This window comes from Prosthecobacter sp., from assembly GCF_034366625.1.
Taxonomy (GTDB): Bacteria; Verrucomicrobiota; Verrucomicrobiia; order Verrucomicrobiales; family Verrucomicrobiaceae; genus Prosthecobacter.
Genome location: NZ_JAXMIH010000008.1, coordinates 759,325 through 785,527, shown reverse-complemented (window position 1 = coordinate 785,527; position 26,203 = coordinate 759,325). Strand labels below are relative to the sequence as shown.

The following is a 26,203-nucleotide window of genomic DNA, read 5'->3' as shown; positions in this document are numbered from 1 at the left end:
TTCAATTTACCACCCTCGAGAGATATTGGCGAACGATGCTGCCGTCGTGTGCCGAAACCTCCAGATGGTAGAAATGCAGTCCTCCCGTGCGCGGAGCAGGATCAAAGGGGAAAAACTCGTCTCCGGCTGGCCGACTGAAACGCCAAAACAAAGCATCGGTCTCGCGATCATAGCCAATGGCTGTCTCAAATGAAGTTTTGGCAAAGCCGTGCAGTTTGGCGACCTCCTTCGCTTTCTTCAGCGGCACCAGCGGGAGCGCCCCTTTTTTCGACGTAAAGGCCGGCAGATCAATCTCTTCAAACACCGAGCCGTCCTCGCGCAACCCAATCTGTGCCACATAGGATTCCACACCTGAATCCGGCAGGCTCCAGGTGAACTGGATGTCATACATTCTAAAGTCCGAGGCGTTTTTTGAAGTGGCTCGACCGCGCATTTCCTCTGCATCAGCCTGCCTTCCTGAACTGAATTTGAGGTCAGCGTAAAACTCCCGCCCAAGCCTTGATTTGAGATGAGCCTGCAACTTCCCGAGAACGCCCGCTGGCAGAGCATCGAGCGAGGTTAGCGGCTTGGCCTTGTCTCCCATGAAATACCAACCGGCGCTCTTGGACACTCCCGCATTTTTGCCGTCTTGCACGTCAGCAGACGGTGCCGCGCTCCCCTGCCCTGCTTGCATTAAACATAGCAGCATGGAGATCAGACAGCAGGAGCGATATGACGTCATCATTTTCGATGTTTCGTTTTGATCACCACCTAAACTAAAAATTATGAGCATTGAACGCCATGCTCAGGCTGGGCTGACTGCGTGAAAGCATGGTCGAACAGGAAACAAAGGTCAATGTCGTTCTGGGCGTCTGCATCCCCGCTCGCACCCCATTCAGTTTCTCCATCACTCCCCCATCCACAGTCGGTAGCCTTCGAGTTCGTCTTCCTCGACCGTGGACTGCTGGATGAACGTGGCCTTCCAGCCTTGAAAGCCGGCTTCCGAGATAGGCGCGTGCCCCACCCCCAGAAACAGCGTGCTTTCATCCACCTGGGCAGGCGGCGAGGTCAGACGATTGCCATAGAGCCGCACATGCACCGCTCCGCCGCCCTGCTTCAGCACCTTCAGGATCGAAAAATGGCCGTCATCGTCCTGTGTGCAATAGAGGCCGCCTTCAACCGGGTGAGGTTCTGATTTCAATGCCATGCTCTTTGATGATGCGCGATCCTGCTCGTCCGCCTTGCGAATCCATTTGGCGGCTTCCTCGGCATCCATGGGCACGCCATCGCCTTCCGCGTAGCAAAGACCGAGCAGGCGCTGCGCGTCAGCATGTCCTTGTTCAGCAGCTTTGCGAAACCAGCGGGCCGCTTCAGCGTGATCCTCCGGCATGCCCTCGCCGCCGTAGTGGCGGCGGCCCAGTTGATATTGCGCCTCGGCGTCATTGCTTGATTCAGCGAGGAACTGCCAGCAAACATTCACGCCATGAGCCGCCTGCTGATGCCCCAAACGTTCGGCCTCCTGAAAACAGGCCAGCGCTCCATTGATCTGCCCGCAGGATAACCAGGCGGCTCCTTTCAAGCCCCAGATCTCTGGTGAATTCGCCGCCGAAGCATCCGTCGCGAGGACATGATCATACACAGCCTGCTCCTCCTCAAAGCGCTCCAAAGCGTGAAACGAGAGCGCCTTGTTGCGCCAAAGCGAAGCGGCCACACTTGGATCAAGACCCGCCAGACGATCCGCACCGAGCGCCATAGCACGATCACAGTGCGCGATGGCTTCTTCATGGCGGCCGGCCTCACGCAGAAACGCCGCTTTGAAAATCAGCGCCTCGCCGCAGAGCGGATCCATCTCCAGCGCATAATTGAAACAGGTCTCCGCCTCGGCAGTCGATGCCTCCTCGTCGCGCAGCAGTTGCTTTCCACGTCTGCACCAGCGCTGCACTTCGGCGCGAATGACTTGCTGTTCCAGCCAGCCAGCATCACCACAGGAAAAAATCTCGCGCTCCCTGGCATGGTAGAAAGTGGGACCATACTCCCATTCCTCGTTCCAGTTCCGCAGGTAGGGCACGATGCCGGCATAGGCCTGGCCATTGCTATGATCCACCAATGCGACAAAACAGCCCGCATCGTCCTCCGACAGCGCGGGAGCGAAGTTGAGCGTGTCTTGCCCCGCACCACGGCAACCGTGATAAAACACGGCGCAGGCACGAATCTCGTCTTTTCTGGCAGCAGCACGGAATCGCTGCTGAAAGAGCGCGACCGCCTCCTCCACCGTTGGCATGACGCCTCCGAAGTCGTCGGAGGTGAGCGCGAAACCGTGAATTTCACCATTCAGATCCATCGTGGCGGCAAGCGGAGCGAGCGAGTTCTTGCGGTGCAGCGCTTTGAGCAACCCAAGTTGATCATGCACCAGCGCCACCAGGTCGAGGTTGATTCCCCCATCGGAAGCCGCCTTGACATCCGCATCATCGGCCTGCGGCAACGATTCTGTCTTGGCCTTGTCCTGTGGATGCCGCTCCTGCCATTCTTTTTCGAGTTGGGCGTGTCGAGCAATCTCTTCCTTGCACTTCGGCTGTCCAAATTCGCTCGTATAAACCTCACGGTATCCGTCATCGATTGTCGCGCCGACACCCGCGACCACATATTTCTTCACCAGGCGCGACTCCACGCCACGAAACTTCTCCAGCGCCGCCTTGGACTCCGCAGTGCCCAAACGCTCCAGAGCGGCGAGCGCATCTTTCACTTCCTGATGGTAGCCGCTCTTCAGCGCGCACTCCAGCCACTCTGGCACGAGGCCATTTTGAAGTTTGGACGTCGTTTGGGATACTTCGGCCAACAGATCGTTGGCATCCGGCGTGTCGATCACCCGCAGCATGCTGCGAACATGCTGCAGCTCTTCTAGCAGCCTGTTGTTGAATCTTTTCTCCACTTCCGCAGCGATCTGGCGCAGAGCCTCGCTAAATACCGGCATGGTCTCCGACGCGATCTGCTGGAGGAACGGCTGCAATGCACTCGCCGAGAGAAAACCCAATGCCACCGACCGCATGTCCGTTCCCACGCATGCCAGCAGTGCCCGAGCACCCGCCACATTCTGACTGAGCTTCATGCCCTCCATGGCCTTGTAGCGCACCTTCCACACCTGTTTGGCATCCAGGGCGATCTGGCTGTAGCACTTCAGCGACTCGGGTTTCTGCGGCAGCGCCATGAGCGCGACCAGCGACTTCTCCCTTGCGCTCGGCAGAGCCCCGGGGGCCAGTACTTGATCGATGGTCTGCTGGATCTTCGAAGGAGTGAACGGCCACATGCAAAGAGCGTAACTGCGACCTGTTTATTTAGGAAGACATTTTCACCCAGCACCTGATCACCCTCTGACTGACATCACTCAAAATGCATCTTCCCGATGTCCGAGCGCCGTTGCATACCATCGAACGTGATCTTCGCGCTCTCGGCATATGCTTTTTCCCGCGCTTCGACTCGCGTCGCGCCTTGAGCCACTACGGCGAGCACACGACCGCCGTTCGTCTCGAACTGACCGCCTGCATTCCGCTTCGTGCCGCAGTGATAAACACGTGCGCCGCTCACCGCGTCCAAACCTGAAATCACATCACCACTGTGCGATGAAGCCGGATAACCCGCGCTCGCGGTGATCACGCAGATGCTCCAGCCGGGCGCGAATTGAATCAACTCCGGTTTTAGATTCCCCTTCGCCGCTTCAAACGCATAGGTCGCAAAATCACCCCGCAGCATCGGCAACACGGCCTCAGCCTCGGGATCGCCAAAGCGGCAGTTGTACTCGATCACCTGCGGCCCCGTGGGTGTTAGCATGAGTCCGAAATACAGGAAGCCGCGATACTTCAAGCCGTCCTTCAAGATGCCCTGCACCGTCGGCTGCACGATCTCGCGTTCGATGCGCTGCATCAGCGCCGGTTCCGCCAGTTCCAGCGACGCCACCGCGCCCATGCCACCTGTGTTCGGTCCTTGGTCGTTGTCGCGGATGCGCTTGTAGTCACGCGCCGGCATGAGGATCTGATACGACTCATCGCACACCGATGCGAAAACCGAAATCTCCGGTCCCGTGAGGCATTTTTCGACGAGCAGATCGCCCGCGCCGAAGCAGCGCTTCTCCATCACATCATCGACGAATGCTTCCGCCTCCGCCTTGTCCGTGCAAACCGCCACGCCCTTGCCAGCAGCCAGTCCGTCGAACTTCAACACGATGGGCAGCTCCCTCAGCGCTGCCTTGGCCTCCGTCGCGTTCGTGCAGATCATGAAATCCGCCGTCGGGATGCCGTGACGCTGCAAAAACTTCTTCGCGAACGTTTTCGACGCTTCAAGCTGAGCGATCTCCTTCTTCGGACCCCAGCACGGAATCCCCGCCTCAGCGCATAGATTCGACAAGCCACGATCCTTTACCAGCCACGCCTCCTCGCCCGCCACACAGAGGTCGATGCCATTCTGCGTCATCCACGCGATCAATTCCGGCAATCCCGCCACGTCCACCCGCGTCGCCAGCTCCTCAATGGCATCGCTGCCTGGATACGCGAACAGCTCATGCTTCTGCGGCGACTCACTGAGAGCCGTGATGAGTGCATGTTCGCGTCCGCCTTTGCCAGTAACGAGGATTTTCATGGGACGCGTTCCTTAGCGAGTCGTTCGGACTGCGCAAGCCTCCTGAAGGTTGCCTTGTTCCTGCGGAACAGGACATCCCTTGTTGCGCAGCAACAAGGCAACTCTAATGAACCGGGAAAACCGCACGTTGCAGCGAGCATGAAACACCTGCTTTGCGGTCTTGCCTTCACCACCTCAGCCCTCGCCGACACCACGCAGCAGGCCGTGGCGCGTGTCGATGCCGCCCTGACGCGTGATTTTCAGCAGGCGCTGGCACAGCAGCGAAGCCGCAACAACCCACTGCCGCCCACGCCGGTGCTTTCCGCGGCGGATGATGCCGTGTTCCTGCGTCGTGCGTGCATCGACATCGCCGGACGGTTGCCGCGCGTGGACGAGGTGCGCGCCTTCCTCGCCGATCAATCGCCTGACAAACGCGCACGCCTCACCGATGCGTTGATCAAAGAACCAAGCGCGGTGGAAGCGCGCTTCCGCATGCTGGCCGAGGCGTTTCGCGTGAAGGACGACGACGCGCTGGCCGCCTGGCTCAAACAAGCCGCCGCAGATGACCGTCCGTTCGATCAAATCGTGACTCACATCGTCGGCAGCGGCCTGCTCAGCCAGCGTGACGGGAACAACCCGCTACGCACGGCCACCGAGGTCGCCTACGCGGTGCTGGGGGAGGATCTACACTGTGCCCTTTGCCACGATCATCCTTTCAACGATCACACCGAGTTGGAAGCCTATCAGTTCGCGGCATGCTTCACTGCCAGTGACGAGTTTGACAACGTCCGGCTGCCCATGGACTACAAGTATCGCAATGGAAAGCCAGGAGAGATCGTGAACCCCAAGTTGATACGCCTGACCCGCGAAGCACCTCCTGAGATGAAAGACCGCAAGGATCCGCGCATGCAGGTGGCCCAATGGATCACCACCGAGAGCAGCCATCGCTTTGCCACCATCGCCGCCTTGCGTGTCTGGAGCAGTCTCTTTGGCATGCCGGGTCTTGATGTGGATCGCACGGTTGGAGGAGTCGATCCCGCGCCTGCATGGCATGATGTCCGCGCCGACACGAGAGTCATCTACAGCCGCAACTGCTTTACCACTCCGGCAAGTGACCGCGCCACATGGATCGGCGATGATTTTTCTCGTGGCACGTTGCTGGATGCTTATGTTGCCCTGGGTGATGAGTTCCGTCTTTGCGGCCACCGCATCGGTGAGTTTCAGCGCATTCTCGCCCGCACCAACGCCTACAACCGCGCTGGTTTTGATCATCGTCGGCAATGGATGTTCGGCACACGTCTTGTGCCCGCTCCCAAAATCCGTCGTCTGCCCGCCGAAGTGGTCTGGGACACGCTCTCAGTAGAAAAAAGCCACCAACTCCCGCAGGTGCCGCCTGCGGAGCACCCGCTGCGCATGCTGGGCCGCAGCACACGCGAATGGATGGACGAAAGCTCGGCACCCATCTCACACGAGCTCGTGCGATTCATGCTGAACAGCGCTGATGTCGAAAATGCCGTCGCTGCCGGTCCGGCGGGCATCAGCATCGAAGATTTGTTCCTTTCCATCCTCGGCCGTTATCCCAGCGGCATCGAAAAGGCGATCGCCCAGAACCATCACTACGCGTCGCCCGAAACCGCCTCGCAAGACATCGCCTGGGCTTTGATCAACACGGCGGAGTTCATGTTCAGGCCATGATCAAATTCTGAACTGATTATCCCCACAGAGATCACTGAGAGACACCGAGGCATGGTTTCAGAACTCTGTGCTCTTCCGTGTTCTCTGTAGTTGACTCAAGTCAGTCCCGCGACCCCGGCGTGATCTTCATCTCCACCTCCTTGCCGTCGCGTTGGACGGTAATGGTGCTTTCCTTGCCGATCTTGAGGTCGCCCATCACATAAGTGTAGTCATAGATGTTCGCGATGTCCTTGCCGCCGAGCTTGATGATGATGTCACCAGCTTTCACGCCAGCTTTAGCGGCGGGGCCGATGGGTGAGACGCCGCTGAGTTTCACGCCTTTGGTGTCGCCTTGGGCATAATCGGGAATCGTTCCCAAATACGCACGCAGGCCGGTGCGCACGCCGGAGTTCTTCGGTGCCTCCATCGTGATGTAATCAGGCGCGGCGTCGGCAGTGGCGATGCCTCTCGCGATGAGGCCCATGAGCTTGGTGATCTTCGCGGCGTTGGCGTAGTCAATCTTGTCAGCAGTGTCACTGGGCATGTGATAATCCGCATGCGAGCCGGTGAAAGCGTTCAGCGTCGGGATGCCCTTCAAATAGAACGCGGTGCTGTCGGTGGGCAGGTGGGCGTCGTTTTGCGTGGTGATGGGCAGACCGATGGGTGCGTTACGTTTTTCGATCTCCTTCGCCCATAGCGAGCTGGAGCCGAGACCTTGCAGCACGAGCGTTTTCTGGAAACGGCCGATCATGTCCATGTTCAAGCACGCGGCGAACATGCCGGTGAGCTTCGCGCTGGCATCGCCCTTGATCATCTTCGCGTAGGCTTCGACGAAATGGTTGCTGCCGAGCAAACCAAGCTCCTCACCGCTCCACGCGGCGAAGATGATGTCGCGCTTGAGCGTGAGCTTGCCCTGCTTCTTCAAATCGGCCAGCCACTGGGCGATTTCGAGCACCCCGCCGACGCCAGAGGCATTGTCATCGGCTCCGTGATGAATTTTGTTCACTTCATCACCCTTTGCACGCGAGTTCGAGCCGCCGCTGCTGCCAAGGTGGTCGATGTGCGCGCCGACAATAAGCGGCGCGACGTGTGGGTCGGGCTTGTCGCCGTAGGGCAGCACCGCGAGCACGTTGCGGCCCTTCTTTTTCTCCTGCTGGATGACGATGTTCGCACTCAGCGTGCCTTTGCAGTCGATGCCGCCCATGAGATCGCCCGTGTCGAGCTTGTCCTGGAGTACCTTGAGCGTCTTGCCGCTGCCTGCGAGCAACTTGTCACCCAACGCATCTGTCACGCTGATCGCCGCGATGCCGCTGGTGGCCAGCGAGGCATCAAACGTCATCGGCGCGAGCTGCTGCACGACTTTGGAGTTCGGCCCGCTCACGACGATCAAGCCGCGTGCGCCCTTCTGCCGCGCCGTGAGCGCCTTGTAGCGCAGGCTGGAGTAGCGGCTGAGTTCGTTGCGCCGCTCCTGCGTGATGCCCTCCGGCAAGTAGCGGAACACGAGCACCCATTTGTCCTTCACGTCGAGATGCGCGTAGCTGCTGTAAGCTTCGATCTTTTTGCCATCGGTGCCGGTGGCTTCTTCCGGCGTTTCGATGCCGTAACCGGCGAAAACGATGTTGGCGGTTTTGACTTCGCCGTTTTTGGAGAAGGAGAGCGGTTTCCAGTCTTGATCCACGGTAAATGGGCCAAAGAGAGAATGAATCGTATTGCCCTTGTGATACACCAGCAAGTTGCCTTCACCAAGCGCGACACCAGCGGTGAAGTCGAAGTTGTCGAAATAGGTGTCGTCATCGCCAAAGGGCGCGAGGCCGATTTGTTTGGAAACATTCGCGAAATACTGCGTGGCGAGCTTTTCGCCCTCCGTGCCGGTGAGACGACCACCGAGTTCATCGGAGGCCAGATAGCTGATGTGCTGCTTGAGATCGGCGTCACGAATGTCAGCGGCTGTTTGCGAAAAGTCAGGCGTCTTGACCTCCTTGACGATCTTGACCTCTTGACTCAGCTCCAGCGCCACCCGCGCATGATCGTGATCCCAATCCGCCATGTAAATCTGCGATTGGCCGCCAGAGCTTCTCCCGCTTGTCCAGGCGAGTTTTTTGCCATCGGGCGTGAAGACCGGGAGTCCGTCGAAACCATCCGTGGTGGTCACGCGGACGGGCGCGTGCTTGCCGGCGGCATCGACGATGTAGAGTTCGAAGTTCGCGAAGCCCTGCAAATTCGTGGTGAAGATCAAATACTCGCCGCTGGGATGGAAATACGGTGCCCAGCTCATCGCGCCGAGCTTGGTGATGGCTTTTTGATCGCTGCCGTCGGCATTCATCGTCCAGACTTCTGCCACGTCGCCCTTCGGGGTGAAGCGACGCCAGCAGATGCGTTTGCCATCGGCGCTGAAGAACGGCCCGCCGTCATAGCCGGGGGCGTCAGTGAGGCGCTTCACATTCGAGCCGTCGGCATCGGCGGTGTAGATCTCCATGAAGTATTGCTTGTCGATCTTCAGCCGCTCCTCGTCCTCCTTGCTCAGCTTCGTTTCATAAGCCTGCCGATTGCTGGCGAAGACGATCTTCTTCCCATCCGGCGACCAGCCGCCTTCGGCATCGTAGCCACGCGTGTTGGTGAGATTCTTGAGCGACTTGTCGGCGAGCGAGTATTCCCAGATGTCGTAGTGCTCGTCGTAGTCCCAGGCGTAACGACGCACCTTGGCGTTCTTCCGCTCCTCATACTCCGCCTGCTGGAGCTTTTTCGAGTCGGGATCGGTGTGCGTGCTCGCAAACAGCACGCGTTTGCCGTCGGGATGAATCCACGCGCAGGTCGTCTTGCCCATGCCGGGCGAAATGCGCTCCTGATCGCCCGTTTCGAGGTCCATCAGGTAGATTTGATAAAACGGGTTCCCCTCCTCGCGCTCAGATTGGAAGATCATCTTCGTGCCATCGGCATTGAAATAGCCCTCACCCGATCTTTTGCCCTCAAAGGTGAGCTGGCGGGTATTCGTGATGAAATCGGCCTCCGTCTGGGCAAAGACGGCGGTAGTGATAAGGCTGAAGGAAAGCAGAAAGCGCATAGTTGATCAAAAGAACGGTCAAGGGCCGGAGATTTCGACCAAATCATCACCACTTTGCAGCATTTGCACCGCAGTTTGCAAATGAGTGGTCAGGATGAGTTGCAGGGCCGCCTCCGACGTGTTGCCGCAAGTGAGCCAGATAATCTGCGGTGGTGGTCCGAGACGGTGGAGCATGTCCACAAAATCACGGTCCTTGGTCAGCACGACGGCGTTTGCAGTTCGGGCTGCCTCGAAAATGACGGTATCGTCAGCATCGCGCAGCCCAAGGTCGCGCAAGGGAGTTGCCGTGAAGCCAGGAAACTGCTGGTTGATCCAGCGGGCGAGTCGCGGTGACAGTTGCGCATCGAGCCAAAGAATCATGCGGCGGCGAGCACGGGGTGATCCACCCGACGGCGAGCGTAAGAGACAGCGGCCTTGATGTCATCCGCTTCGAGATCCGGCATCTCATCAAGGATCTCGACGGCAGTGAGGCCGTTGGCGAGGAGATCGAGCACATCCGTGACGCGGATGCGCATGCCTCGGATGCACGGGCGTCCGCCGCACTGGGCAGGATTCACGGTGATGCGTTCAAGCAGAGTCTGCATGGGCGGAGTGTAGGCCCCTCCGGCGAGGACTTCAAGCCTGCAACAGGCTGGCAGATGTTCACTAAACTTTGCGCATGCATCCGGCGGCAAGCCGCGTTTGATCCGCCCGTCCCTTTCCAACCATGCGCACACTCCCCCTGCTCGCCCTGTTTTCCCTGCTGGTCTCTGCTTCCGCCGAACCGGTGTCGTTGTTCGATGGCAAAACACTCAACGGCTGGGACGGCGAGAAGACCAAGGTCTGGCGGGTGCAGGATGGCGTGATCGTGGGTGGCTCGCTGGAGGGAAATCCGCAGAATGAGTTCCTGACATCGAAGAAGGTGTATCGGAACTTCATCCTAAAGCTGCAATACAAGCTGGAGGGTACGGAGGGGTTTGTGAACGGTGGCGTGCAGTTCCGCAGCGTGCGCATCCCGCAGCCGCCGAACGAGATGTCGGGGTTTCAGGCGGACATCGGCGCGGGTTACTCCGGCTGCCTTTACGATGAATCGCGCCGCAAGAAGATGCTGGCGCAGCCGGCGAAGGAACTGATCGAGAAGGCGGAGAAGCCGGGTGAGTGGAACCAATACATGATTCGCGCCGAGGAGCAGCGCATTCAGCTTTTCGTGAATGGTGTGCGCACCGTGGACTACACGGAGCGTGAGCCGGGGATCGACCTGAAGGGGCTGATCGCGCTGCAAATCCATGGCAAGTGCAAGGCGCAGATCTCCTTCCGCAACATCACCATCGACGCGCTGCCAGACGCGATGGTACCGGAGGAAAAGGATGTGCTGAACCGCTTCGGCAATCCGGGTTCGGGCGTGGCGAAGCATGCGCCGTTTCAGGATGGAAAGTTCACTTTGGAGGCGAATGAAGTCATCGTGATGGCCGGACAGGAGAATCTGGTGCGTGATCAAAAGGCTGGTGATCTGGAAGCAGTGCTGGGCATGGCCTTTGCGGCGAAGCAGCCGCGTTTTCGCTCGATGGCCTGGGAAGGCGACACGGTGTATGAGCAATGGCGCGATTTGAACTTCGGCGACTGGAAAGCACAACTCGACGCGGCGGGCGCGGGCATCGTGATCGCGCAATTCGGGCAGGTTGAGTCGTTTGATGGCGTGAAGCGGATCACGGAGTTCAAATCGGCGTATCATCGGCTGCTGGATCAGTTTGCGTCGCACACGCCGCGCATCGTGCTCGTGTCGCCAATGCCGTTTGAGAAGCCGGTGGCGTCGCATACGCCGGATTTGACGCTGCGGAATGCGGATGTGAAGGCGTATGCGGAAGCGGTGCGCGAAGTGGCAAAGCAGCGCGGCGCGATCTTTGTCGATCTGTTCACGCCGCTGTCGATCCCGGCGGCCAAGGCGCGCATCACAGACAACGGACTGCATTTGAATGCGCTGGGACTGCGGACAGTGGCGCGCGAGATTGCGCAGCAGCTTGGGGCTTCAGCGAGTGATGCGGATGATCTCACGGCACTCAAAGCGGCGATTGTGGAGAAAAACCGCCTGTGGTTCGACTGCTGGCGTCCGGCGAACTGGTCCTTCGTTTACGGCGACCGTGTGACGCAGATGTTTGGCAAGCCGGCGCAGGATGCGCCTTCGCTGCGGGAGAGCTTTGAAGCACGCAAGCCTCTGGTCGCGAAGCTGGATGCGCGAATTCATGCGCTGGCGAAAGGCGAGAAGGTGGAAGACGGGCTGAAGCCCGAACTACGAACGATCACCGAGACGGTGCTCACGCCCGAGCAGCAGATGGCCGCATTCACCGTGGCGGAAGGTTATGAGATGAATCTCTTCGCCTCAGAGGTGGAAGGTGTCGCCAAACCAACCCAATTCTCGTGGGATGAGCGTGGGCGGCTGTATGTGGCGTGTTCGCCGACGTATCCGCAGGCGCTGCCGGGCGTGAAGCCATCGGATTTCATCCTGGTGCTCGAAGACACGAATGGTGACGGCAAGGCGGACAAATCGACGCGCTTTGCGGAAGGTCTGACGATGGTGCAAGGCGTTGAGCCGGGTGCTGGCGGCGTTTATGTGTGCGACTTCGACCAGATCGTGCATTTGAAGGACACGAATGGCGATGGCAAGGCGGATGAGAAGACCGTGCTGTTCTCCGGCTTCGGCATTGGCGACACGCACCAACTCGCGAACTCGATCTGCCATGGTCCTGATGGCGCGCTGTGGTTCACGCAGGGCCTGCATGCCTTTTCACGCGTGGAAACGGCCCATGGGCTGGCGCGGCTGGAGAAAGCAGGCGTTTGGAAACTGAATGCGCGCACGCAGAAGATGGAAGGCTACTTTAACGGGGGCAAGGCGGGTCACAACTGCTGGGGCGTGGCGTTTGATGACTACAATCAGGTCTTTCACAAGAGCGGTGATCGCCCGGCAGGCTATTACAGCGTGCCTGGACTCGTGGCGCTGGCTGATCCCGATGAATACCACCCAACTGGGGCGCTGTTTGATTCCAATCCGAAGACGAACAGCCTCGAATTCATCGGCACGAAGGCGCTGCCGGATGACATTCAGGGCTGCGCCTTGATCGGCGGCTACTTTGGCAGCGTGGTCGAGCTGCATCGGCTGGAAGATGATGCGTCGGGCTTCAAGAGCTCGCAGTTGCCGAAGTTGGTGAAATCGAGCGACACCTCGTTTCGGCCGGTGGATGTGAGCATCGGCCCGGATGGTGCGATGTATCTGTGCGACTGGTTCAATCCGGTGATCGGCCACTACCAGGCCAGCTATGCCGATCCGCGTCGTGATCGCACGCATGGCCGCATCTGGCGCATCACGGCGAAAGGCCGTACGCCAGTCAAACAACCCGCGCTGACGGAAATGAAACCGGCGGAGTTGCTCGAACAACTGAAGTCGCCGGAGCGCTGGACGCGCTATCAGGCGAAGCGGCTGCTGTTTGATGCGCCAGCGGATGACGTGTTGAAAACGGCGGATGCTTTCATCGCCAATAACGACGACGAGCACTTGCTGATGGAGGTCTGTGGCGTGTTTGAATCGCATGAATCGCCGCGGGTTGAATTGGTGAAGCGTTTGTTGAAAGCGAAGGATGCTCGCGTGCGCGCTTATGGTGCGCGGGCGGCTGGATCACTGGAGCTTTTGGCCCAGGCGGTGCGTGACGAGCATCCGCGCGTGCGATTGGAGGCCGTGGTGGCCTGTGCGCGTGTTTTGAAGCCGGAGACCGTCGAAGTGGTCGTGCAAGTACTCGACAAGCCGACAGACAAGTTCATCGACTATGCGCTCAAGCAGGTGGTGAAGAGTTTGAAACCGTTGTGGCAGCCACAGTTGGCTGCTTTGAAGCTGGGCAATCATGCAGCCTATGTGAAACAGATCGCGAGTGCGGCAGCAGTGGTCGAGCATCCGGGGAAGCTCGTGTATGATGCTCTGTGCTTGAATTGTCATCAGCCGGAGGGCAAAGGGCTGCCGGGGATTTATCCTTCGATTGCGGGCAGTGACTGGTCGGCTGGCAATCCTGAGCGGCTGATCAAGATGCTGCTGCACGGCCTCAGCGGGCCGATTCGCGTGAATGGTGAGGAATTCAAACAGCTCGCGCCGCTGCCGATGCCGCCGATGGGTCTCAACGACCAGCAGATCGCCGATGTACTGAGCTACGTGCGTGCGAATTTCAACAACAAGGCCGCCGCAGTGACGCCGGAGCAGGTGAAAACAGTGCGCGCGGCCACGGCGGACCGCGCGGCGTTCTGGACGCAGGATGAACTGACGAAGTAGCGCTTCAGGCCGCCGTTTTCCTCGTTCTTCCTCCCACCACGGTCTGAAAGCTGCCCCACAGCACGAGGATGGAGCCAATGACCTGCGGCGTGGTGAAGGTTTCGGCAAACAGGCTGATGCTGCAGATCGTGATGATGACCGGCACGGTGACTTGAAAGGCTCCACCCGCGGCGACAGAGAGATAGCGAAAGCCTTCCGTCATCGCAAGCTGGCCGAAGGTGGCGCACATCGCCGCGGCGGAGAGCAGCGCGACATCCGTCCAGTTTAGCGAAGTGAAATTCATCCACGCGATGGGCACGGCAAGCAGCACGCCATACACGCACTGCGAAGCGAAAATGGTGGCGCTGGTTTCCGTGCGCGTGAGCTGACGAATGACCACCACGACTGCCGCCGCGAGCACTGCGCCGACCAGGGCGATGATTTCATACTGCCCAAACTGCGTCAGCGTGCCCGGAGCCATGCCCGTGAGCAATCCTAGACCGAACAACGCCAGCAGAATGCCACCGAGCTTCACCAAACCGAGTCTCTCGTGCAGAACGAAGGCCGCCATGATCGCGGCAAAGACCGTCCAGGTGTTGCCAATAAGCGTGGCCTTCCCAGCCCCGAGCGGACCGATGGTGACATAATACGCAGCCGTGCCGATGGCTCCCAGGATGCCGCGCGAGGCCAGTAGCCAGCTTTGAAACGAGCGCCGCAGTTCCAAAGAACCCGCAGGCGCGAACAGCACAACGGTCACCAGCAATCCAAGCACGGCGCGAAACGCGAGCGACATCCAGGGATCGACATGACGGCTGGAAGACAGCACCTTGAGCAGCAGCGCATTGCCGGTGAAACAGGTCAACGAGACGAGCATCGCGATCGTGCCGTGCCGTGAATGATATTGGAGTTCAGATGTATGAGTGCTCATGGAGGCGCCGGTCTGAGGGCTACCTTCTGGCATCATGTGTCTGATCGTTTTTAAATGATGATCGCTTTCAGCGCAGGTTCCTCAAACCGTGGAGTTAGTCATGCCAAAAGGCGCGTACCGTTTTTACAACGGCACGAATCGCAATTCGGCTGGCAGGTTTGAGGTTCATCAGACGTGCGGAGAGTGGCGCTGACAACGGCTGACGCAACTCGGAATTTCAATGACCTATTTGGCCGCCTTCGTGTGTTTGACCACGGCTTCGTCGTTGTCGGGCAGCAGGTGGCTGCATAGAGATTCAAACCACTCGCTCAAATTCTCCGGCTGCTTGTCCAGCAGTTCGTCACGAAAGAAGCTCTCCATAGCGCATTCGCCAAGATGTCGATAAGCCTCGAACTGAGCTTCATCGAAGATCTGATCTCCCGTGGTCTCGTGCGGGAAAAATGGGTTTTCGCGGCGGTAATCCAGCACATAGACCGGTTCCGTGCCGGTCATCGCCAGCTTGAGATAAAGCATCCAGCCCAGTTTCGCCTTCTCCGGCGGATGATTCGCCTCAGGCTCGTAGTCGATCTTCACCAGCAGTCCGTAGGCACGGCAGTTCTTTTCCGGCAGCAGGGCCAGGTCGAGCAGATCGTAGTGCATGCAAATGCCCAGATCGATCTCCGCGTAGCGTTGGAGGCGGATGAGATCCGTGCATTCCATGCCCGGCTCCTGGCCGCCATCCACACAGACGATGAACTTCGTCTGACGGCGCAGCAGTTCATAGACGGCGAGATTCTCGATGTGACCACCGTCCGAGAGATTCAGGTAGCGATTCTTCTCGCTCATAATGCCAAACATCTCTCTGAGAAAATACCAAGGCCCGGGCTTGTTCCATGGCGAGTTCTCGCGGACGGCTTTGTCGCTCCAGCGCAGCCAGTAGCCGAGACGCACATTGAAGAGCGTCATCAGGAAGCGAAAGTTCGGCAGGGACTTCCAGCCCATGCTGGTCGATGCGGCCGCACCGGACACCGCCATGGCGGTGCCGAGGTCGAAGTGCGGGTCCACCGCCACGACTTCGGCAGTCTTCTTGTAGCCCGTGAGCGGCGAACCGCAGAACAGCCGGCTCGCCACAAAGAAATCGCTGGCGCGACCACGGAGGTTCTTGTTGTCACTGCTCGGCACGTTCAACGTCATATTGAGCAAGTGATAGGGGGCTGTGAGATCCTTGTTCATGGACTCAAACCGCACGCGTTGCAGCACCTCGGCGCGGCCCTGCACTTTCTCGCCCGACAACCAGCGCTTGATGCACTGAAGTTTCTCCTGCGCCTCCGCAATACGCCGCACCATGTAGCAGCCGCACAGGCTGTTCCGGTAGTAGATGTGCGGAGCCAGCGTGTTGATGTTCACCCCCAGCCAGCCCCAGGCGGTGATCCCGAGCGTGACCAGCAGAACCCACCCGGCGCTCCACTGCGTTTGCGCCTCCGTCCAGAAATCAACAGACGGAACCAAAAAAGGCATGCCCATGAACGAAACGGTCGGCACCAGCTCAATCGTCCTGCCGAGGCCCATGCGATTGCCCACGGCGAGAAACACCAGCAACAGGAGGAGCGGGCCGCTGATGATGAACAGCTTCACCGCCAGTTTCCTCAACAGTTCCCTGCGAGGGGCCAGCCGGGCCGCCAGCAGGCCCAATCCGGCCGAAAGCATCCCCCCGGCGGACACCCCCAGCAAATCGTTGATCTTCTTGGAGTGGAACCAGTCCGGATTGATTTCGTTCACGAACTTTCTCAGCATCTCGTAGCCGTAAAACAGTGTTGGGATGCAGTTCACAAATGCCGTCGCCAGGAAGAGCACTCCGATCCACGGCGTGAGCCGCTCCAAGCAGTTGCGTGCGATCATGCCCGATGACTTGGGATCTGCGCCATGGGTGAACATTTTCACCACCGGCTGGACGGCCCAGGTGACCACCAGCGCTACGCCGAAGAAGATCGCCACCGAAGCCGCCGATCCTTGGCTCCAGTCCGGATGTGCAAAGGTTCCGGTCGTGATGGTCCCTCCCCACAGCCATATTTGCAGATGATAGGCGATCAAAGCCGCAAACAATGGCAACGGAAGCAGCATCAGCATGTTCCAGAGAATACCGCTGATGAGCAGCCCGCCGATTTCCAGCTTGGTCGTCAGCCCGCCATTCAGCAGATACTTGCTGTTGTTCCGCAAATGCCGCACCAGCCCGGATTCGATGCCTTCCTGCCGTTGAAACACATCATCGATCTTTTTGACCGCTGAATCCTTCGTGTTCGATGACTCGTCACCTTCCTGCCGCGTTCCAAGCGCCGTGCTGAGAAAAGTGCCCAAATAGCCGCCGCCGGACACCGTGGAGAGGTAGTCGAAGCGCCGGAACAATCCAAGCTGCACCAGCACCTGCACGATGCCCAGACAAAACGTCGCCGAGCGGATGCCGCCGCCGGAGAGCGCCAGACCGGAGACGTTGGAAACATGGGATTCCTTGTCGCCCATCTGCAACATGTTCAATGCAGTTCGGCGTGCGAAAATCTCTTTTCGCTCCTCCTCGACGATCTGGTCCAGCGTCACGTTCCCCGCCACTTCCACCTCATCACCCACGCTCAGTTCCAGATCGGTTCCCAAAGAAACACCCAGCGGCCCCCGGCACTCCTTGCTTAACTGCTCCAGCAATCGCTTCGCCGGCTGCACCAATGCCTCGATGGTCACACCCTTGGCATCCTTATCCTTTCCCTGCCGCATCAGATCAAACGCCTTCTGATATCCCAGCAAATACGGCTGCAACTCCCGCAGTTCCGCTCGAAACAATCGCCGCACCTGCGGATCACGAAACTTCGCCAGCGGCTGCCCATCCTTGTCCTTCAAATTCGCGTCCGGCACCATCCACCCATGCCAGCGCGCCGTGAACGGCCGGATCGTGTGATTGAGCATCCGCCCCGCCACTTCCTGAAACTTCATCGCCTCCGGATTCTTCTCCATCAACTCCCGCGTTTTGCCAAAGAGCGCATGAATGCTCCGCGCCGCCGTCTCTTCATCGCCGGAGCGATAGTGGAGGCGCTGCGTAGTGATGCGGGTGGCGAGTTCGACCCAAAGAGAATGCGCGGCGGTTTTGTCAGAAGGTGTGATGGGCATGGTCGGAAAAGGCAAGAACATCAAAGTTGCGCCTCATGGCTCGTTTTGAAAAGAAAAAACCTGCGGCAGTTCTTCATAGGAAGTAAGAGGCGGCGTACGTTCGAATACCCAAGTCTTTTTGTCGAACGTTGCGATTAGCGCCAGGCGAAGCACATCCTGGAAAAACTTCGGATGGTACGCCGCACCTTTTGCAATTCTGTAAATCAATGCTTCCAATGGCAGCCCATATATAATAAGAACCCCGCAATAATTGTTACGGATATGGCCAACAACTACGCCTTTGTTTCCTGCGACATTGTCTCGCATTCATCGGAGCCAAGTTTGCAGAAGCAAACGGACAACGTCGCGGCAATCAATGAAATTGTCGGCGATATAATGCGAGTTGCACAACCAGGACAGGTCATTTGGGCGTCGGGTGGCGACGGCGGTCATGTTGCATTTCCCCAGGAGGGGACAACCCAGGGCGCGTTAAAGTTAATACTGGGCCTTCGCAACTGGTCGATACAAGCAGGCGTCCGCCTGCGGATCACTGGAAGCTGTGGTGTTGCAGAGTCGATCAAAGGCGCAGACGAGCGTGTGCAATTAGTTGGCCTCGGGATCAATCTGGCAGGAAGGCTCCTGCCATTCGGGGATCCGGAACGGGTCATAGTTACGAAAGAATTCAAAGAATGGATTGAGGCCGGGCATGGCGCTTCGGAACAAGGGATCAGCTTCCATGAAGAACATCACATCCAGCCTGCCAGCATGCCCGGCCAGACGGTCTTTCTCCTCTCCGCAACTGGGGTGTTCCAGTCAACGTGGGAATGTTCGCTGCCCCCCAGCCGCATTCTACTTCGTGAGGCCGTGGAAGCCGGCCAGTACTTTGAGGTCGTATACCAGTCCAAGAGGCTGCTTGAAATCGATCCGCAAAATCGTCTTGCAAAAAATGCGCTGCGTGAATTGGCAACCAAGGGCATTCGTCACCAGCAGGAGCAAAATCTGATCGATGATCTTCTGCGTGACGCGCAGTTCGGGTTCGAAATAGTGAGTGCAAGCGCCTTAGTGGAGCGCCGCCGCGGTGAGACGATCTGCGAGCATGGTGACCATGGAACAACGATGTTTTTAATCCTCAAGGGGCACGTTGGTGTGTTCTTCCCGAAGAAAGAGCCGTCTGAAGCCATTCCCTCAAAACTCCTTTTTATGGGCCCTGGAGACTTGGTTGGGGATCTCGCATTTGCCTTGCATCGACCACGAACCGCCACGCTGATATGCATGGAGGACTCAGCACTGCTCGCTTTTAATCCAGACGAACTGTTTGTGAGATTTGGCCAGTCTGAGGTCGGAGTGCCGCTTGAGGCAAACTTTCGTCGAAAGCTCTTGTCCAAGATCATTGAAAACATGTGGAGGACCACAAATTACTTTCCTGGCATTTCTGAGTCCGAAGAGATGTCGCAATTGCCCGCGCGTCCATGGATCACATTGCTTAATAATGCAAAGGAGGAGGACATACCCTGGAACCGTGGAGTCATCGACTTCAAAGAGTATGAGCCTGAATTCGAAGGCATCTGCATCCTCGCAAGCGGCCGCCTGCGGCTCAGTGATGCAGACCATATGCTGGAAGGCAAGGATTACCCGATCCTTACCGCACACTTCCGGGGGGAAATCGTGAAGCGGCTAGGGCAGTGTCAGCTTTTGGAGGACGTCAAACTGGTGAGGATTTCCCGGCGGGGGGTGATGGCGCTGGGATCTGTTGCCTACGGTTTCATAATCCAGCGCTTGCGCGAAAACACCCCAGCCCACGACAGGAAGTCAGGGTTGGGAACGCGCGGACGACAATTTGACGTGTTTTTGAGCCACCACAGCGGAGACAAGAATTTTGCGCGTGAATTAAAGCAGCAACTACTGCGTAAAAAACTGACTGTCTGGTATGATGAACACGAGCTTCCACCAGGCGTTCCCTGGCAGGCATCGCTGGAGATGGGGGTGAAAAATTCAAAGAGCATCATTATCCTTGTTGGTGGCAATGGTTTGGGTGATTGGGAATCTGAAGAGATGCAGATCGCCCTTGGCCTTGCCGTTCGGGACAAGCGCCCCGTGATTCCCGTGCTATTGCCAGGCACTGGAGAAAAGCCCGATTTACCATTGCTTCTTGGAAATCGCACATGGGTGGATTTTCGCGCAGGCTTCTCTGAAGATGCGTTGAACAAACTCATCTGGGGAATCACTGAAAAGAACCCCAATGGCTAGGCCGCGTTTGAAAAACACTCGACAGCCATATCGGAGCCAGCCAACGCCGGGGGCAAATGGAGAATCAAGGCCAGAAAGCAGGAACTCACGGTGGAATGCTTTGCTCTCCAGAATGTGCAGGTGCTGTGCAAAATGATGGTCGTGCGTCGAATCAAATCTGGCGCTGCCAGATCCATGCACATGGACTTCGGAAAATGCTTCACCATCATACGATGGCGGACACAGAGGGTTCAGCTTTCACAGCACGTCAAATAGTGGCGGCTTACGTTTTGAGTGGTCAGTTCATTGTTGTTCCAGGCCCGTCAAATCCTCCACACACGCCATCGCGGCGAGAGCTTGGGTGTAATGTCGGAGCTGCGGTTGTAGGGTGGTGAGTTCGGTGCGGAAGGCCTGGCATTGCGCCGCATCGCTGAAGGCTCCGGCGAGGGACAGTTTGTGCCACTTGGCCGTGAAGGGGCGGATGATCTGGTTCAGGACGGGGATGGCGAGCTTGGCGAATTCGTTGCTGGGGCCGTGCTTCCGCAGGATCTCGCGGGTGAGCGGAAAAATGGCAAAGACGCTGTCGAGGGCGGTTTTTTCATCGCCGTGCTCGACGGGCAGGGCCTGTGTGGTGATGCGGGTGAGCAGCTCGACGTACAGCTCCCAGGCGGCGGCTTTGTCGGGATCGCTGGGTTTGAACTCGCCCTCCATGAAGCCGAGATTGAGTTTCAGGGAGGACAGGCCCCATTTTTGCAGAAAGTCACCGCGCTTCATGGGGCATGATTCTGATAACTGCCCGGCAGTCCGGCAAGTTTTACCTGTTCTTAGGCAAAAGATTTTTCTGACGGCCGGAATGCCTCATCAACGGTTCGATGCAGGAGCCTCGGCGAGATTCCACACCTTCACGTCACCATTCCACGCGCCAGTGACGAGATGATTGCCGTCAGCACTAATGGCTAGGCGGTAGATCCAATCCTGTGACGCTTGCCAGGAGTGCAGGACGCGGTCGCTGTCGGCGTCGATGATACGGACGAGGCCTTCCTGACCGGCGGAGAAGAGGTGGTCGCCCTGGGGATGCCAGGCGAGGGCAAACACAGCGCCGTCGTGATGGCGGACGATGCGCACCATGCGGCCGATAGCGGGCTGCCACACACGCACGGTCTGGTCGGCACCGCCGCTGGCACAGTAGTTGCCCGTATGCTGCGGACGGAAGGCGAGGCAGTGAACGGCGTCGGTGTGGTGTGCGAGAGTACGTTCGAGTTTGTCAGTTGCGGTGTCCCAGATTTTCAGCGTGCGATCGGCACCGGCGCTGACGAGCAGTTTGTCATCGGGACTGAAGGCGACGGCGAAAACGGGGCGCGTATGGTCGGACAAGGTCATTGGCTGCGTCAGCGGCGTGTCTTTTCCCACGACGAACACGCGCACGGACTGATCATGACACGCTGCCGCGAGTTTGCCGCCGGCGTGAGTCCAGGCGACGGCAGTGATGAGATCGGCGGCCTCCTCCCAGCGTGCGGCAATGCGTTTCGTCTGCCAGTCAAACAACAACACACTTCCTTTTTCTCCTGGCACGCCACCGGCAACGGCGAGCCAGCGGCCGGATGGATCAAAGGCGGCAGCGGTGATCTTGGGCCAGTCGAGTTCGAGCAGTGATTTCGGCATCGCCTTGTCGTCTAGATCGCGAATGACGAGGCCAAAGGCAGTGTTGTAAACGAGCTGCTTGCCGTCGGGCGTGAAAGTCAGGGCGGTGACGGGCACAGCATCGACAGCGCAGCCAACCGTGGTTAGCAGAATGAAAGCGATCAGCGTTTTCATTATGCCATTCATGTCAGCTCGCTCACAAACTCGCCGCCGGTGAGGATTTTCATCGGCCGGCCCGCTGGAGTTTGATACTCGGCATCGGTGTCCACACCGAGCAGGCCGAGAATGCTCTGCGCGATGTCTTCGGGACGGACGGGGCGTTCGTCGGGGGTTTCGCCGTGGGCGTCGGTGCGGCCGATGAGCTGGCCGCCGCGCACGCCGCCACCGGCAAAGCAGGCAAAGCCCGCGCGCGGCCAGTGATCGCGACCGGCGATGCTGTTGAGCTTCGGCGTGCGACCAAACTCGCCCATCATCACGACCAGCGTGCTTTCGAGCAGGCCGCGTTCGTGCAGATCGGTGAGCAAGGCGGCATAGGCGCGATCCATGTCCGGCACTTTGCCGCTGCCGGGAAACTGAGCATCCGGAAGGGTGCGGGCGATGTCCTGATGCGTGTCCCAGCCGCGATCCACCACGCTGACGAAACGCGAACCTGCTTCCACCAGCCGCCGAGCGAGCAAACAACCGGCGCCGATGCGCCGATGACCGTAACGCTGGCGCGTTTGCGGTGCTTCCTGCTCCAGATCAAAGGCGGCACGGGCGACGGGTGAGGCGATCAATTGATGAGCCTGTTCAAAGAAGCGGTCACGCGCACGGGTGTCGTCGCTTTCTTCCAAAGTGCGGGTGAATTGATCAAGCTGTTGCTGCATGGAGCGGCGTTGTTCGACGCGGTCGAAACTGATCCAGTCGGGCGGTTGCAGATCGCGCACGCGATAGCCGGGCTTGGAGGGATCGCCGCCGATGGCAAACGGTCCGAAGGCCGCAGGCAGATAACCGGCGCGCAAGGACGGCACGCTGTCGGGAATCGTCACATAGGGCGGCAGCGCGGCTCCATTCCCACCTTCGCGCGCAACGATGCTGCCAAGGCTCGGATATTGCAGCGCAGGCGTCGGGCGATGGCCGGTCAGCAGGTAATGGCTGCCGGTGTCATGATTGCCCAGCTCATGCGTGAGCGAGCGCACCAGCGCGACATGCTTCATCACACGCGCGGTTTGCGGCAGATGCTCGCAAAGCTGAATGCCCGCCACATCAGTCCCAATGGCCTTGAACGGGCCGCGGATTTCCACCGGCGCGTCAGGTTTTGGGTCAAAGGTGTCGAGATGACTCGGCCCGCCATCGAGCCAGATGAGAATGCAGGACTTCGCTTTAGTCTTCGGCGACGCTGCTGAGGCTTGGAGTCGCAACAGATCGGCCAAACTGAGTCCAAACGCGGACATCAGGCCGACATGCAGGAAATCACGGCGCACGATGCCATCGCAGCGGCGGAGCGGAGATGAAGATGAGGCATTCATGAGGGTGATTTAATGAACGAAGGCAAATGCGCGGCTGTTGAGCAGCGCCCAGAGCAAATCTTCGCCAAAGGCAGCACGGTTCTTCGCGCGTGAGGCCTGCGCCAGCCAGTGGGTGCGTTCTGCGGTGGTCGGCATGCGGCTCAGGGCGCGCAGATAAAACGATTCGATCATCACGGCGATGTTGTCATCCTTTCGTTGTGCCACGGACTCGCGCAGACTGCGGTTAAAGTCCTCGCCATTGAGCAGATGCAGCGCCTGTGACAAACCGCCTCCAAAGAGCGCGGGATTGCCGCATTCGTCGGTGCGCGGGCAGCGGCCCAGCACGTCGAGAGTGTAGGATTCCGCCGCCGGATCGTGCATCTGCACCGCGCGCTTTCCGTCCGGCAAAAAACTGCCTCCAATGACCTGGGACAGCGCATCGGCCAAAACGGGGCCGGTCAGCGGCTTGACGCGCGCATGCGAGCCAAATTGATCGTCAAGGCGGTTCACACCGCTGGAGGTCGAAGCGAGCTGATAAGCGCGTGAGGCCGCAATTGTGCGCACAAGATGCCGCAGATCGTAATCATGCTTCACGAAGTCATCCGCGAGCGCATCCAGCAGCGCAGGCATGCTGGCGGGATTGCTGGCGCGCAGATCATCCACCGGTTCGACCAGCCCACGTCCCATGAGATGCTTCCAGACGCGATTCACCAGAGTGCGAGCGAAAAACGGGTTCTCAGCGCTCACTGCCCACTCCGCGAGCAACACACGACGATCAGAAGGAAGCTCCGCGGTCGGTAAATCGCCCAGCGTGCGCGGCAGCATTGGTTTGCGTGTCTTGGGATGCTCGACTTCGCCGCGATTCTTCAAAACGACTCGCGTTCCCTCAAACGCGGTCTGCGCGAACCAGCCCGCGAAGGAATAATAGTCATCCATGCTCCAGCGGTCGAATGGATGATGATGGCAGCGTGCGCAGGCCAGTCGCACACCCAATAGGGAGCGGCTGACAAACTCGCCCATGTCGCGCGGATCGGTGGTGAGGCGGTAAAAATTCGCCGGACCGTCGCGCGTGATGTCGCCCTGGCCGGTGAGCAATGCTTTCACGACACCATTGAGCGGTGTGTTGCGTGCGATTTGCTGATGCAGCCAGTCGTGATAGGTCCGCGCGCCTTCAGCGCCCTGTTTCTTTGAGGAAATGAGCAACACATCGGCCAGACGCATCGTCCACACATCGACAAACTCCGCGCTGCCGAGTAAACTTGCGATCACAGCCTCACGCGCAGCGGTTGAGTCAGGGTGGGCGAGAAAATCGCGTGCTTCGGCCTCCGTTGGGAGTCTTCCAGTCACATCGAGATGCACACGTCGCAAAAAAGTGGCCCCGTTTGAAAGTGGCGAGGCTGGCAGATGCAGACGACGCAGTTCTGCGGCGATGTGTTCGTCGATGAAATGGGCCGGTGTGAAATCGAGAGCCGTTTCATCCGCTTGAAACGGCACGGCGGCACGCACCGCCGTGACCTGTCCGCCAAAGCGGATCATCACGGCACCGGCTCCACGGCGCAGCATTTTCACCACGCCTAAAGAGGAGACTTCGGCCACGGCATCAGCATGACTGTCGTAAAGTGCCAGCGCGGTCACATCACCTGCCGTGCCATCGGAATAACGAGCGGTGACCCGCAGCGGCAGCGAATCACCGGGCGATTGGAGCAGCAGATCGGCTGGTTCCACGCTCAGGCCGGTCACAGCAAGCGTCGCCGCGCCTAAAGAAGCACCATCGGCGATCCACCGGCGCAGTGTGTCATAGTTCGCGGAATCAATCGTCAGCTTGCGGCCACCCTTGTGCTTGATCGTGCGCGAGGCTTTGCGCAGCAGAAGGCTGCGAGCGGGATCGGCCAGATCGACGCGACGTCCGGCCAGCTCGCGCGTGATGGCGGCGTGATCGTGGGCGGCATCGTAGCCGAGCAGGCTCAGGCTGAAGCCGCCCTGTCCGGTGGCCGCGCCGTGGCATGCGCCGGTGTTGCAGCCCGACTTGGTGAGGATGGGCAGGATCTGCGTGGCAAAACTCCATGACGGCTCCGCACCTGTCTTGAGGTGCGGCATGAGCACCGCGCCCGCAAATAACAGAAGCCGCCGGGGTGTGATCATGGCTTCTTGAGTTCTTCGAGAAACGCCTCGCCCTGCTTGACCGCATAGGGAGTGCCGTAGCGGTCTTTGAAATGCAGGATGCGCGTCCAGCCGTCGAGAGCCTGCTTTTTTAAATCGGCGTTGTCCTTGATGTGCTCGCGCACCTCCTGGAGCATGCGGTCGATGGTGGCATCGTCGTTTTCTTTGCGGATGTAGCTCCGCAGCATGGACTGAAGCTTGCCATCCGTGGGCACCGCGCCGGGAAACGGGTCTTTGCCCTTGGCCGCCATCGGAAGTTGGGCCATCTCACCTCGTTGCGGCTGCGCGGCGGCGATTTCTGCGACGGTGGGTGGCTTTTCATCGCCGATCATCTTGGCAATCGCACCGATCACACGTTCCGCATCAGCGATGCCAGGCTGCACCAGTGCAAAGCTGGCCTGCGCCTTGTTATCCTTCGCGGCAATGATCGTCATGAGGCATTCCTTGTTGAGGCCGTAGTTGCCCGGCCCTTCCGCGCCATCCACCGACAGTGTCGGGCGGCCCTTGAGCTTGATCGAATTCAGTGCGGGCGCGTACTTTTCCATCCCGCCGACACGTTCGGCGGCGAGGAAGACGAACTCCGTTTTGAGCCGGTCTTTGAATTTGCCGCCGTACTCATCCACCGCGCGCATCAGCGGCAGCATGGAGCGCTCCAGGCCATGCACAAACACCAGCACGGTGGGCGCGCCGTTGTTGAGTGTGATCACATCGCACTCCTTGCCCGCATCCGCACCGATGATGTCCACCGATTTGAACGCCGTCGTGGCCTCGCCCGGCTGCGGGCCGGAGAACACGGGATCAGCGGCGCTGAGCGGGAGTGTGATGATGAACGACAGCAAGCAAGAGGATGGCAGGAGTTTCATGCGACGGATGAAGGCGTGTTGTGGTTGTGCGCGGGCGGTCAAACACCCGGGCAGAACATTGGATGCTCTCATTTATCCACGATCTGCCTCGACCACACCATTGCATATTTTGCTCAACTGCTCAAAAGTCCGGCCTCGCGCCAGCCCCGGCCGATGAAGGCACCGGTGCGTGAACTGACCCTCAACTGACTGACCCGA

The 26,203-nt window shown here is 59.1% G+C and carries 16 protein-coding genes; 3 read left to right on the top strand and 13 right to left on the bottom strand.

All coding sequences use genetic code 11. The features are described 5' to 3' along the window. Position 1: 1 nt before the first annotated feature. From U1A53_RS11565 to purD, 3 genes are all read right to left on the bottom strand, one after another. Complete coding sequence (locus tag U1A53_RS11565; protein ID WP_322281032.1) at positions 2–772, bottom strand: hypothetical protein; 771 nt, start codon at positions 770–772, stop codon at positions 2–4. Between the two features lie 114 nt (positions 773–886). Further along, positions 887–3,283: a tetratricopeptide/SEL1-like repeat protein gene (locus tag U1A53_RS11560; RefSeq protein ID WP_322281031.1), complete on the bottom strand. Its 2,397-nt coding sequence runs from the start codon at positions 3,281–3,283 to the stop codon at positions 887–889. Positions 3,284–3,357: 74 nt separating this feature from the next. Then, positions 3,358–4,608: a phosphoribosylamine--glycine ligase gene (purD, locus tag U1A53_RS11555; protein ID WP_322281029.1), complete on the bottom strand. Its 1,251-nt coding sequence runs from the start codon at positions 4,606–4,608 to the stop codon at positions 3,358–3,360. 138 nt (positions 4,609–4,746) lie between these two features. Here purD and U1A53_RS11550 point away from each other — a divergent pair, with 138 nt between their 5' ends. Then, a complete protein-coding gene (locus U1A53_RS11550; protein WP_322281027.1) occupies positions 4,747–6,282 on the top strand; it encodes a DUF1549 domain-containing protein in 1,536 nt (511 codons plus the stop codon). Between the two features lie 100 nt (positions 6,283–6,382). On the opposite strand, the gene U1A53_RS11545 is transcribed toward U1A53_RS11550, so the two are convergent. The 3 genes from U1A53_RS11545 to U1A53_RS11535 are packed head-to-tail and all read right to left on the bottom strand — an operon-like array spanning position 6,383 to position 9,906. Beyond that, complete coding sequence (locus U1A53_RS11545) at positions 6,383–9,322, bottom strand: M28 family peptidase (protein WP_322281025.1); 2,940 nt, start codon at positions 9,320–9,322, stop codon at positions 6,383–6,385. Positions 9,323–9,340: 18 nt separating this feature from the next. After that, a complete protein-coding gene (locus U1A53_RS11540) occupies positions 9,341–9,682 on the bottom strand; it encodes a DUF5615 family PIN-like protein (RefSeq protein WP_322281024.1) in 342 nt (113 codons plus the stop codon). Further along, entirely contained in the window at positions 9,679–9,906 is a 228-nt protein-coding gene (locus tag U1A53_RS11535; RefSeq protein ID WP_322281023.1) for a DUF433 domain-containing protein, read from the bottom strand. Before U1A53_RS11535 ends, U1A53_RS11540 begins: the two co-directional genes overlap by 4 nt. 122 nt (positions 9,907–10,028) lie before the next feature. Between U1A53_RS11535 and U1A53_RS11530 the strand changes: the two genes are divergently transcribed. Continuing rightward, positions 10,029–13,610, top strand: coding sequence for a PVC-type heme-binding CxxCH protein (locus U1A53_RS11530; RefSeq protein ID WP_322281022.1), 3,582 nt, complete (start codon positions 10,029–10,031; stop codon positions 13,608–13,610). Positions 13,611–13,614: 4 nt separating this feature from the next. Here the strand turns inward: U1A53_RS11530 and U1A53_RS11525 are convergent, their stop codons facing one another. Next, on the bottom strand, positions 13,615–14,517 hold the full coding sequence (locus U1A53_RS11525) for a DMT family transporter (RefSeq protein WP_322281020.1): 903 nt from the start codon (positions 14,515–14,517) through the stop codon (positions 13,615–13,617). Positions 14,518–14,742: 225 nt separating this feature from the next. Continuing rightward, positions 14,743–17,649, bottom strand: coding sequence for a patatin-like phospholipase family protein (locus U1A53_RS11520; protein ID WP_322281018.1), 2,907 nt, complete (start codon positions 17,647–17,649; stop codon positions 14,743–14,745). Positions 17,650–17,910: 261 nt separating this feature from the next. Here U1A53_RS11520 and U1A53_RS11515 point away from each other — a divergent pair, with 261 nt between their 5' ends. Then, positions 17,911–19,875, top strand: coding sequence for a TIR domain-containing protein (locus tag U1A53_RS11515; protein WP_322281016.1), 1,965 nt, complete (start codon positions 17,911–17,913; stop codon positions 19,873–19,875). A 282-nt stretch (positions 19,876–20,157) separates the two neighbouring features. Here U1A53_RS11515 and U1A53_RS11510 read toward each other — a convergent pair whose 3' ends face one another. From U1A53_RS11510 to U1A53_RS11490, 5 genes are all read right to left on the bottom strand, one after another. Next, complete coding sequence (locus U1A53_RS11510) at positions 20,158–20,628, bottom strand: hypothetical protein (protein WP_322281015.1); 471 nt, start codon at positions 20,626–20,628, stop codon at positions 20,158–20,160. Between the two features lie 87 nt (positions 20,629–20,715). After that, on the bottom strand, positions 20,716–21,669 hold the full coding sequence (locus U1A53_RS11505) for a WD40 repeat domain-containing protein (RefSeq protein WP_322281014.1): 954 nt from the start codon (positions 21,667–21,669) through the stop codon (positions 20,716–20,718). 8 nt (positions 21,670–21,677) lie between these two features. Continuing rightward, complete coding sequence (locus tag U1A53_RS11500; protein WP_322281012.1) at positions 21,678–23,003, bottom strand: DUF1501 domain-containing protein; 1,326 nt, start codon at positions 23,001–23,003, stop codon at positions 21,678–21,680. A gap of 9 nt (positions 23,004–23,012) precedes the next feature. Then, entirely contained in the window at positions 23,013–25,124 is a 2,112-nt protein-coding gene (locus U1A53_RS11495) for a DUF1549 domain-containing protein (protein ID WP_322281011.1), read from the bottom strand. Beyond that, positions 25,121–26,005 (bottom strand): hypothetical protein, encoded by an 885-nt coding sequence (locus U1A53_RS11490; protein WP_322281009.1) that lies wholly within the window; start codon positions 26,003–26,005, stop codon positions 25,121–25,123. The genes U1A53_RS11495 and U1A53_RS11490 overlap by 4 nt, the downstream gene beginning before the upstream one ends. Positions 26,006–26,203 lie beyond the last annotated feature (198 nt).